General features: G+C 35.1%; 6 protein-coding genes and 1 pseudogene. All 7 read right to left on the bottom strand.

The window, feature by feature from the left end; genetic code table 11:
• Positions 1-82: 82 nt before the first annotated feature.
• A complete protein-coding gene (locus tag AAV97_RS18100) occupies positions 83-2,545 on the bottom strand; it encodes a DUF6160 family protein (RefSeq protein WP_046761321.1) in 2,463 nt (820 codons plus the stop codon).
• Between the two features lie 25 nt (positions 2,546-2,570).
• Positions 2,571-3,323, bottom strand: coding sequence for a DUF6160 family protein (locus tag AAV97_RS18095; RefSeq protein WP_046761320.1), 753 nt, complete (start codon positions 3,321-3,323; stop codon positions 2,571-2,573).
• A gap of 16 nt (positions 3,324-3,339) precedes the next feature.
• Positions 3,340-4,896, bottom strand: a complete 1,557-nt coding sequence (locus tag AAV97_RS18090) for a hypothetical protein (protein ID WP_052945879.1) — start codon at positions 4,894-4,896, stop codon at positions 3,340-3,342.
• A gap of 252 nt (positions 4,897-5,148) precedes the next feature.
• Positions 5,149-6,546: pseudogene (locus AAV97_RS18085) on the bottom strand (hypothetical protein).
• Positions 6,547-7,478: 932 nt separating this feature from the next.
• Positions 7,479-8,735: a hypothetical protein gene (locus AAV97_RS18080; RefSeq protein ID WP_228136566.1), complete on the bottom strand. Its 1,257-nt coding sequence runs from the start codon at positions 8,733-8,735 to the stop codon at positions 7,479-7,481.
• Between the two features lie 665 nt (positions 8,736-9,400).
• Positions 9,401-10,855 carry a hypothetical protein gene (locus tag AAV97_RS18075; RefSeq protein WP_046761318.1) on the bottom strand — a complete coding sequence of 485 codons (1,455 nt, stop codon included), beginning with the start codon at positions 10,853-10,855 and terminating at the stop codon, positions 9,401-9,403.
• A gap of 578 nt (positions 10,856-11,433) precedes the next feature.
• Positions 11,434-12,780, bottom strand: coding sequence for a hypothetical protein (locus tag AAV97_RS18070; protein WP_046761317.1), 1,347 nt, complete (start codon positions 12,778-12,780; stop codon positions 11,434-11,436).
• Positions 12,781-12,855: the final 75 nt, after the last annotated feature.

Here is a 12,855-nt window from a genome sequence, read left to right as displayed (position 1 = left end):
AGGAAACTTTATATATTGCCGACTACATCACAGTTTAGTTTGAAATTTTTGGTGATGGAAGAATAACCCGACCAATAACCAATCAATTTCGAGGAATAATATTCAGCTCACTACTTAATCGACCACCTGTTAAGGCGATTTCACCTAGACGTGCGCCTGAAACCAAGGCACCTGAAGCCGCTGGAGGATAAAAGTTTAAATCTCTTGCTCTAAATACACCATTTACAGACTGTGTTGGATTAAATTGCAGACTGGCATTAAATCCAATCTGCCCTGTTCCAGTATTTGAATTCTTACTGATCACAATCGCATTATTAAAACGAATATCTCCTGTCAAATTATCTAAGCCCAATGAAGAACCATTGACAGGATCACTGATCTGAATAGTGTTATTGGTATTGGCTAACTTCAAATCACCCACTACATTCAGACGGTTCCCAGTACCATCATCTTTGATTTCACTATTCGGAATCAAAGATAAATCCATATCTCCACCAAAGCGAAGTTTCAAACCGAAGAGCACATCATCACTTTTCGCAAAATTATTGGTATCTGAAGCACTTTTATTACCACATGCAACCGAGGTTGTAGCTAAGCCTAGTGCACATGATTTATATGTAGTTCCAGGCAAATATCCACCAGCAACTTCTGCTGCCATCACCACCAGCATATTTTTTAAGCTTAGGTTTAAACTTCCATTTTCTACACCAACGCTACCATTCCCTTTGAGCAGCATATCAATATTTCGTAACCCCATATAATAATCAGTAGGTTGACCATTTCTCAGTCCACCATCAATGACCAATATTGAAGTGGTATTGTTACCGATCTTATTCGCTCCATTTTTATCTACCCCTTCCGTTGTTAACCCTAACGAAAAACCAAGTCGAGCAGTTTGACCAGAACCTGCTATTTTATTTTGTGTACCATCAACTGAATAAGAATAAACTTTATCTGCATCCACAGTAGTGCCATACATCGCTAAGTTTGCATTTAGATTATAAAATGGTAGTGCCAATCCCCATTGGTTATTCAGCCCATTGTCTGTAAATAAATTATTTGCCGCTACACCAGCACTTGTGGTAAATCGCCCTCTTCTAGAAAAAGATTGAAATGCCGCATTTCGAATTGAGGTCATCACGCTATAAGGACGATTCCCAGCAGTTAATGTTGTATAAACATCTTGCTTATAGTCATTCAAGCTGGTTAATGACTGACCGTTACCAAAACTTGAAGATTGGAATGTAGAGTTAACGGGCAAAGTGACTTGTTTAGAATCCATAAGATTTAAAAATACACTTCCAGTGTCAAAAGATGCACGACTTCCTTTTTGTAAACCGGTTAGATTTCCAAATTCAAATCCATAGCTATTTAGTCCAGCACCACCTATTTCTAAAGTTGTCGCATCAGCACCACTTGAAAGCATGCTATCACCATCTTTAGTGAAATCAGTTTTCATACGAAATGCAATACCAGAACCGCCAACAATATCTTTTCCAGTATCTATACCTGATGAATTCACAGCAGAGCCTATTAAGCTGCTTGCATTTTGTACACCACGGAACTGAAGTGAACTGTTAACCATCCGTCCACTGGCACCAACACGAATTAAACCTTTTGCACCTGAGGGAGTATTATACTGATCCACTGCATAAACGGATGTTGCTGAAGGGTTGACTCCCTTATTATTCAGCATAATCTCAAGATTTAGACCTGCATTGGATGTTGTTGTGCCATTTCCATACGAACCTGTATTCATAAATCCCGACTTAGTCGAAGCAGGATCAACAACGCGACTTAAATCGGCATAACCATAAGTTGCATCCGGTGTTTGAGTACTTCCAGCAATGTTTGATCCCGAATTGGTTTGTAATTTAAAGCCTTCAGCAGCATCAATAAACATAAAACCATTTGCATTAAAATTAAAATTAAAATTCTTTAAAATTAGCTGATTTAATTGATTTATTGCACTGGTTTGACCCAAATAGATATTGGCATTTTGCAAACCTAAAGCCAGCGTACCTTGGTCATTTTTACCAAGCAATCCATTGGTTGTTTTTAATCCAATACTGGTATTCGATGCTGTTTGAACAGCTAATGTACCAATCTTTGCACTACAGCGTGCTCCACTTGGATCACTATCACACACTCGGAAAGAGTCTACTGTTAATAACATAGGTGAAAGTGATACATCTAGATTCACGCCTGTTTTACCACTCACTGTGCCCATATTGAGTTTTACATTGGCTTTTAATGGGTCTGTAGAAGTATTACTTTGCTGAATCTTAACCGTATCTGCGGTTGCTGTAAGGGCTTGACTTGTCGCATCTGTTTCAGCTCGCCCAGCCTGATCTGTCCAATATAGTGTTTGAATGTTGGCTTCTTTTAATGTGGCTTCTATATTCACACCATCTTGACCATTCACATTTCGCAGATCACCATCATCCAAAGCTTGAAGTGCATAAGCAGGTACATGCATTGCCAATAAGCTGAATGCCAATGTATTTAAAATAAATCCTTTTCGCTGTTCTTGTTTTATTTTCATCCCTAAACCCTCAGACTTATTTCACTTAGCAACGCTTGTTCATACTTGAATCACAACTAAACATCATTAACTTTCCCTGAAGTGCAAGATTGCCATTCATCTGCATACCCATAAACCCAGTTTCACGCCCTGTATCATAATTGTTCGCAGTCGACCCATTTGGACCTGTTGTTTGGGCTTTAGCAGCATATTTATTCAGTTTTAGATAACCATATTGAGCTGCGGTTGCACCCAATGAGTTTTCAGTAACTGTTCCATCTGGATTGGTTATACTGGTAAATGCATCCTTTTCTATGGAAAGTGAATTAAATCCAAAATTACGAATTTGAATGGGTTTATCTGCATCAAAAGATAATTGAAACGCAGGTTTAATCATTTGTTGGTTTGCAATATTCTTATAGACCAAATCCGCACCATCTAAACCTAACTTCTGGATATTAATCGTTCCTTGAATACCCTTAAATACCACCCAAAGTTTATTTCCACTGACACTATTTGCAGCGCCACCTGAATCTACATAACGGTTATTGACTGAAAGTGCTAAACGACAAAACTCTAAATTTGCACAAATTCCACCAACACCATTATCAAACTTATAGGCATTATTTGTTTGATAATATGAATCGTTGGCATTGATCTGATTCAGTACCAGCTTGAGTGATAAGTCTGCCCCAGCCTGACCTTCAACGTGTTGCAAGTCTGAATCAGATAAAGGTTCCATTGCCACAGCATAAACACTCAACATACTGGTTAAAATAAGAAGTACACTTTTCTTCATCATATTTCTCCTTATTTTATAAGCCCTTGGTTGTTATTTTCATATGTTGAATCAGCATACCATCAATGACTGCGGAACCTAAATTATTTTGGGCATTTGAAGTTGATGCATTACTCAATTGATTAAATGAAATTCCGACAGCCCCCGCACTTTTGTCAGCAAGCAAAGTTTTTCCAGCATCTGGGCTATAGACCGTCCCAATACTGATACTGCTATGTGTCGCTGAACTTCCTTGATAACCTGAAATTGAGCTTGAACCACAGTTATATACATTACATGTAGAGCCTTTATAGGACGAATCAGCGCCTGTATAGTCTGTATATATTTGTTTATAAATTGATTCTTTATTTGGGATTCGTGCTAGCTCTAAACTAAAGTTTGTACCATCAGAACCAAGAATTAAAGGCTGATATAATGAACCTAATACTAAATTCGTATTCAGGTTATAAATATAAATACCTTCCTTATCTGAGAAAGTTGGAGCCAATCCACCGTTGATCGCTGGGGTCGATAAAATATCTTGGGCTGTACCTGCAGTACAACCATTCAAATTTCCAACGCCACACTCTTGCGTGCTTAATCTCAAAACCCGGTTCATCAAATTCGCAGGCATAGTCCAAGAATTTGCTGCAGATGTTCCCAACAATTTAGAACCATCCCCGCTATTTAAGCGTATAACTCCAGCCAATCCTAAGGTATTGTTATAGAAGGCACTCATTCCCCCAGTATTGGTTGCACCACCGAGTGTCTGGAATAATTGAATTTTACTTCCATTCAGTCCAAAACCGTTAAACACACCTTGTAATCGAATACGATTTGCCCGACCTGTTGTTGTGCTACTAAACCCTTCACCTAAGTTAAATTGGTTCGCATCCTGATCTGGTTTACTTTGATCACGTACAAAAGCATCTGCCCATAAAGCAAGTTTAAGATTATATGCGTCTTCTCCACCTGCATCATTTACAAAGGCATTCGTCGTTACGGTTTTGTTATCCGAAGCAAATGTATATATATTTTCATACAACGGTGCTTCAAAATTCAAATAGGTTACAGAGCCACTACTGGTACCAAAATCAGGAATATTTGAATCTGTTTTTACGTTAAATATCCATGGGTTTGTTGCCGTTCCCCAACTTCGAATCGCTGCATTTGCCACACCATTGGTTTGTCCTGAATCTAAGCGAAGGTTGGCATTATTGGTTGCATTTCTAGACAATGCTAAACCATATAAATATAAATCAGCCTTACCCACAGAGTGATCACTTGAGTTCACAGTACCATCTTTATTTGTATCTTGCACAAGAGATGACAATGGACCTACTGGCACATAATAGATATAACCAGTATCCAGACTACGATTGGTTAGAATTGTATCTTGTGACTGGTTTGCTCCAGCTCCCTGAAACACCATATAAGCATTTGTAGGTAATAAAGCGATGCCTTCACCAGTCGTATCACTTAATTTTTCATCAGACATTGCTTCCAAAGCGAAGCTAGATTGGGCGATGACTAAGCCAATAAAAGCTGCCAAAACAGTTTTATGAAATTTTGCCGTATAATTGAGTGTAGTCATCTATGACCTTCCTGTGTTATACGATGCTCCGCACCATATTTTATTTTATTTCTGTAATCCCTACGACACTGTATAAAATAGTCTTTCCTTGTCTATACAGTTTTGTTATCTATATCACACTTTATCTTATGCAATATTTTTTATTATGCCAAAGACTTTTATGTAAAATATATGACTTTCCGATAAACGTTTAAAATAAAAAAGCAACAGTAAACTTCCATACTGTTGCTTTTAATCAGCTAAATAATTTAACTAACAGAATTTTAAAGAGCCGTAACAATTAGGTGTAAAATCCTGTTGAGCTAATTTCAAATTGCTTAGTACCATATTGGCACTTGGAGCGTTTATCAGATTTACAGTACCTACAGGAATAGAGCTCCCCCCAAGACAATTTAATAATAAAACAGCACCACACTGCACAGGAACTTGATCTAGATACGCACTCACCTGATCCATTACTACATTTAAAGTAGCTTTAGGAATATCTACCCGATCAGCAGGGTCGATTTTCCCAATATCAATTGGATTTGAAAACTCTAACCACCAACCTTTTGAAGCTGTAGATTTATTTCCTGGCCATTGTATATCTTGTCCCTGTAGTGATAATGATGCAGGAGTTCCGTTTAAGCTTGCTTTATGGAAATAACCTAAATCCTCATTAATATCAACATCCACTTTCAGATTTTGGATTGTACCAAAAGTTTCTTTATTCAAATCAAGAAATGACAAAACCCGAGCAACAATATTCCCTGACAAATCAATATCACGAACATTTGCTGTCGCTTTCAGGGGGGCACTACTAATACGCTTACCTGTTATTGCCTGTTGCCCTAAAACCAAGTCTCCTCGTAAGATATTACTTCCAGTAGTTTTATCTCTTAAATTTAAATTTTATGATTGTGTATTAAAATCAAGACTTCCCCCAAAAAGCAAACAACAAGCTTTCCCCGTGATAGCATTATAGCCATCTGACTGTATTAATTGCCTTCTGGCAGCCTCACCCGACACCAAACTTGTACCGAAACCGTTTACTAAAGCAGTCCCCGTAGTTGCAGCAACTTCCATATAACCGCTTAAAGAATTAATACCATTTTTGGTATTACTATTTTCTTGACCAAATGTTAGTAATCCAATCGCTTTTTCTGAACTTAAATTAATTCCTACAACTTCACGCGTCGAAGCACTATTAGGGTTTTTAACTGCGAACTGCATAAAGGGATTTGTTAAGACAGCACTTGATCCTACACGTGCAGCTCGATCAGCTGTACTACCTGTATTTGAGCTTGCAGAATTCCCTAAACCACTTAGGCTTAAATTATCAATATCAATATCACAGTTACCCGCACCATTAGCCCCACCACACCCCAATTGCAGTTTCTTTATATTGGCATTTAATTCTAACTCAGCCTCTAAACCTAATTTATAAAAACCAATATTTTTTGCCCCTATTATATTTCCAGCACCATCTTTACGCTTCGCTTCAAGATTAGTTGCATCAGTGGGTGCAATATAAGTCAAGCTCATCAATGCTTGTCCAGTAGTTTCAGAGAGCTGTTCATCTGACATACTTTGCAAATGAGTAAAGTCAGCATGAGTGGTCGCCATACCAAGAGACAGAAATGTCAAACATAAGATTTTTATTTTAAACATGAACATCTCCTTATCCTTAGATTATGCTCAGAATTGTCACACTCTATTTTTTTAATTAGCCAAGTTTTATTTAAGATAAACTTTATAAATTTAAATCCCTTAGCACATTAAAAAAGTTTTTTAGTTTTCAATTGAAAATCACATTTTGTGTAAATTATCACAATTATTTAAATTTAAGCTATATTTCCGACAAAATGCTAATGCTTTTAAAATCAGCTTCCCACACATAAACAACAATTAAAACCAAGAAAAAATTATTTCTTATCAATATAAAACAACAGTTTAAAGTTAAAACCTTAAATAAAATGATTTAATCTATACATTAAACACTCTAGAGAATTATGACTTACTCAATTTTTCAGCAAAATACATGATTTTTTATATTATCTTTACAATAATATTTTTATAAAGTTCTCAATTAAATTATCATTTAGTCTTAAAATTCACCTCACTCTAGCAACATGAAGGATAAGAAAGAACTTTTTCAATTTCACTATGATTCAATTTTCACTTTTAATTGATTTTCAAAAATTCAAATAAAAACTTGTTCCTTATAAGAATATTTAACTCAGGCATACACCTACTACTCTGTATTTTATTCATATCAACATAAGCTATTAAACACTGGAAAATTTGATAAAGCCAAAATTAGAAATTTAATAATCAAAAATAGTTTTTCTTATTATGGATAAATACAGGAATATTAGATCAAAAATATCTAATAAAATTCTTAGTTTTTAAAATCACAACATACTTTTTTTATTTAGCATAACACTTATAAAGTGATAAGAATCAATGACAAAGCTTTATAGGTCAAAATATGTTTTGACCTGTTCAATTATCTAAACTCAATTCATAGAAGAAAGTTAAATAACAGGATAAAGAAATAGGGATCTACTCAATTATCTTTATAAATGCGTATCCAGAGAAGCTTAGCAAAATTTTAGTGAACCATAACAGTTAGGAGCAAACCCTTGTTTACTTAAGACTTGATTATTTAAAGGAAAATCAACATATGTTTGCGGTATATTTGGTCGATTACTATCAGGACCTAAAAAGAGATCAGGAATTGTTAACATTCCAGAAAAACATTGAGTTAGTTGACAAACAATTGGATTAGAGTTTAAAGCACTATTAACACTCGGTAATACTTGTGCTAGTGTTGAATTAGGTATAGCCACTTTATTTAATGGACTGATATCTCCAATATCAATAGGTGATTCAAATGCCATCCACCACCCTCTTTGAGCTTTAACTGCTGCACTAGTCCATTGAATGTCTTGTTGCTGTAAAGATAAAGAAAAAGCATTTCCATTAACAGGAATATTATGAATCAATCCTAGTGACTGATTAACCTGCACATTTGCCTTAAGATTATTTAGCTTGCCAATTACCGAAGTTTGTATATTAACAGGAATAAATCCAAATACAGTTACTTTCGCTTTCATACACCCTGCTGTTGTTGCACATTCAAAAACAATTGGTGCAATATCAGCCTTGCCTGTTAACTGAACACTAGATAAACGTTTACCATTAACAATAGCTGGATCAGTTACAAATGAAGCAGCAGCTGATCTTAATTGTAAAATATAATCAGTTGAAGACATAGGATTATTATTAATACATATTCGCCCACTTAAACACACATTAACTTTACCCGTCATCGCTCCAAATGTTGCCCCATCCATAGTCCTTTCTTGAGTCATAGCATTTCCTTTAGCAGAAGCAAGCTCCATATAACCACTTAAACTGTTAATTCCGTTTGGTGTTATTCCATTATCTGTACCAAATGTTAATAATCCTACTGCCTTTTCAGCACTTAAACGCAAGCCGACTATTTCACGTTGGGATGCACTGTCAGGGTTTCTAATCGCAAACTCAATAAATGGATTTGTGAGTATGGCATCTGACGAGGCTCTTCCTTCTCTTGTAGTTGCATTTCCACTTAAACTAAAATTATCAATATCTATATCACAAGAACCCGCTCCATTTATGCCACCACATCCAAGTTGTAATTTTTTGATATTTGCATTTATTGCTAAATCCGCTTCTAAACCCAATTTATAAAATCCAATATTTTTATCTCCGCCCAACCTTTTTGATTCAAGATTAGTGACATCAGAAGGCCCTATATAAGATAAACTCATGAGTGCTTGTCCTGTTGTTTCAGCCAATTGTGCATCAGACATATGCTGCAGCGTCGTAGACTCTGCATATACAGCAGGCATGCTAAAAACACTTAAAGAAAAAAACGTGATGTACAAAGGCTTAAACGTGAACATTTCTTTATCCTTAAACTATGTTCAAAATTTCTTGAGCCCTTTTTTTTATTTAAAGCAAAACCTAATCTTAAAAATTAACAAAATTAAGGTTTTAGCTTAGAAATGTATATGCAGAGCTATATTGTTTATTAGCGTTATTATAACAATTATTTAATTAATCTTAACACAATAACAAAAATGTAATTTAAAAATAGGGAAATAATTTAAATTTAATTGATTAAAAAACCGCACTCTACCATCAATCATGAGAAAATTAAATTAAAAATCAATAACAAATACAAAGTACTTAAACTTAACGGTAATCCTTTCAAATTACACTCATTTTAAAATTATTTTATATATTTACTTAACTTTAAAAGATTTAAAACTGGTAAAGCACTTCCAAACACCCTGGATACGGTGTATTTCTAAACAGCTTTATTGCACAAAATATAAGTCGTTAATTTTAGTTATTTTACGCCCATCGCGAATTAAATATTCTTTTAAAATTAGATACTTAAAAGATATAACAAAACCAAATCATCACCTTAAAGTCATAACACAACAGTTAAGCTACTATTATTAAAATTAATTTAACAAAATTTTAATGAACCATAGCAATTGGGTGTCAAATTTTGATTTGCTAACTGTAGATTGGCTAAGGTCAGTTTTACTGGATTAGCAAGCGTTGCATCATTCAAGTCAACCACGATTGGTTTAGGCGTTGTCAATGTTAGACCAATAATTGCACCAATAGCAGCACCTGCAGGAACCTTTACCCTATTTTCTTCTTTTAATAATTCTGTAGTCATTAAACCAGCTACCTGCGGTAACACATTTGTAATATCTACTTCTTGAGTTGCTTTTAAATAACCTAATTGCACTGGTTCTGCGAAAGACATCCACCATCCTTTTTTTGCAACATCACTATTAAGCATCTCTGCAATTGTTTTGCCAGTCATATCATTTGAGTCTATATAATTTCCAGGCCAAAGTAAGGCTTGCTGCTGCAAACTTAAATATCCACCAGAACCTGTTAGCGGTATATTATGAAACATGCTTAATGCTTGATTAAAAGTGATATCCATATTTAAATTTTGTACAGCCGATCCATTTGCCAATTTAATTTTAGCTTGTCTTGCAACAACTAAAATTGGAGCAAAGGTTACTCTTATCTGATTAAGAGGACCTTGATCTAATGCAATTGAATCAACTTTTGTTGAAACCCCCTTAACACTTGCATTATTCAACCGACTACCATTCACTTGAAACTCAGGTATTGAAAACGCTGCTTTCAATGAAGGTATGGTAATGCCCTGAGTATCTGGGCTATCGGGTTGCGAGGTAAATGTTCTTTTAATGCCTAAGGCACTTAATAATCCTTGGATCTGGTGATTTGCCTGATTCCCAAACACCGTTGCTTTTGTCAAAGCTTCACCTGAAGTTGCTGCAATACGCATAAAACCACTCAGTGACTGAATTCCATCTGTGGAAGTTGGGCTAATTCCATTGATTAAACCTGCAGTCAGGAGTCCTGTAATTTTTTCCGCACTAAAACGTAAACCAACTATTTCACGAGTTGATGCTGAATTTGAGTTTTTTACAGCAAACTCCATAAATGGATTAGTCAATTGAGCACTTGTAGATGCCCGACCTGCTGCCCCAAAATCTGGAGGGTTGCCACTTGATGGATTATAATTTGCTGGTAATCCGCTGAGTGAAAGATTCTTTATATCTATATCGCATTGTCCTGCGCCATTTATTCCACCACAACCGAGTTGCAAATTTCTGATATTTGCATTTAAATCCATATCAACTTCAAGCCCAAGCTTGTAAAACCCAATATTGGAACCATTACTATATTTAGTCATCAAATTGCTTGAGTCGTTTGGTGCTATATAAGACAAACTCATCAATGCCTGCCCCGTTGCCTCACCCAACTGCTCATCAGTCAAACGGTGTAAAGTCAAAGATTCGGCATATAAAATAGATGTACTAAAAACACTGAAAGAAAAAAGAGTAAAGTACAAAGGCTTAAACGTGAACATTTTCTGTCCTTAGATGATGTCCAAAATTATTCAGCTCTAACTTTTTAATAATTCAGTATCTTTTTTAATTAAAATCAATATTTCGATCTCATTAAAATTGATTTAACTCAGAGCTCTGCTAATTAATTTAAGCTATCACAATTTTATTTAGTAAATCTTAAGAATTAAAAAAATGTAATTTTTTTTGTAAGCTTATTAACATTGATTGTTCAAGATATAAATTATTATCGTAAAACAAAGAACTTTTTTTAAATTATTAAGAATTAATTCTAATAAAAACAGCATTTATTTTATTTATTATTTTCATAAAAATATCACTAAACAGTATCAAAAAAAACTCTAAATTCATATCTTAGTGATTTACTATAATAAAAAATATTTGTTATTTTGTCTAAACACTGCAGCCATCATAGTGAACAAAACTCTCTTAAAAATGACAATAAAAAACGCTATAAATTTAGTCAATTCAAATTTTATTATCTAAATGATCCTAAAGGCATCAGTAAACATTTAATTTTTTAAACTTTCTAAAAATTAAAGGAATACACTCCCCTAAACAAATTTAGAGGAGCCTGCTGTTAACAGAATGTCATATTTCCATAACAATTACGATATGGCTGTTCCAATAATGTAATATTCCCATCTCTCGCATTTGAACTAGACGCAATATTACTGACGAGACTACTTACTTTATCTGAAATATTGAGTGTAAAAGCATCCTGAAGATACATACTCCAACCTTTACTCACAGCCGCGGCATAATCTGGATATTGTAAATTCTGTCCAGATAAGGCTATACCAAAAGTATTAGAATTCACATCTATTTGATGCACATTACTTAAGTTATAAGGCATTTGATAAGTACTTAAGCCAGAAACTGTGGTACCTAAACCTGTCGCCAACTGTTGTTTAATGTAGTCAGAGATCCCTCCTCTTAATACCGGTAAAAGTGCATTACCAATATTAGCACCAAAAGATCCAGAGCAAATACCAATAATCCTTACACAGGAGTTGCTCGTATTTAATTCGAGTGCAGAAGTTGTTGAAGTACCATTCATGATATCATCGACCACTGCACTTAAATCTAAACCTTGTATTTTCGCCTGAGTTACACGATTTCCAATAACAGAAACCGCTAGACCATTTCGACTCACAGTTGAATAGTTTGCAGTAATTTCACTATATTTTACTGAAGCCAAACCTATATTTAATATTGTTGCATCATCCAATCCTAAAAAGGCACTCGGTGTCGATATTGCATTTGTATTCCATGTATTTGATCTTACAGGTGAAACATTCGTTTCACCTTGCATTGTGAGATTTGCTTTTCCAGTAAAATAACCACTAAATGTGTTTAGACTACCAATCGATAACGGTCCTTCAGCCTTTTCAGCGCCAATACGAATGCCAACCACTTCTCGTGTTGAGGCACTGTTGGGATTTTTAATTGCAAATTGAAAATATGGATTTGTTAAAACAAAATCCTTCATATTTACCTGATTACTGATCGAGTTATTACTATCAAGACCAGCGGGTTGCTTAGGATTTGTTGTTGCAGTTGTAATACAATAGCCTGATGCCCCTACAATACAACCAAAAGAGACATTATCTAAATCCAAGTCACAAGAACCACTTCCGTTGCTGCCTCCACATCCTAATTGAAGCTTTTTTATGTTCGCATTTAATTCAACTGTTGCTTCAAGACCTAATTTATAAAAGCCAACACTACTATCACCTCCAGCACGACGAGCCTCTAAATTTGTTGTATCTGTAGGTGCTAAATAACTCAGACTCATCAACGCCTGACCGGTCGTTTCTGACAATTGTTGATCTGAAAGTGGCTGTAGAGTTGCAGCATAACTTGAAGCCATAGTTAAGCCACTGAATACAAGTAATGCAACATTGAGATATTTAAACTGGGACATAGCGCTTCCATCCTGAGCAAAGCTTGACCTTATTTGTTATTACTACGCTAAATAATCATTCAAATCCGATATGAA

Source organism: Acinetobacter sp. Ag2 (genome assembly GCF_001005515.1).
GTDB classification, from domain to species: Bacteria; Pseudomonadota; Gammaproteobacteria; order Pseudomonadales; family Moraxellaceae; genus Acinetobacter; species Acinetobacter bereziniae.
Note: the sequence above shows the minus strand (reverse complement) of the source record. Positions and strands in the feature narration are given on the sequence as shown.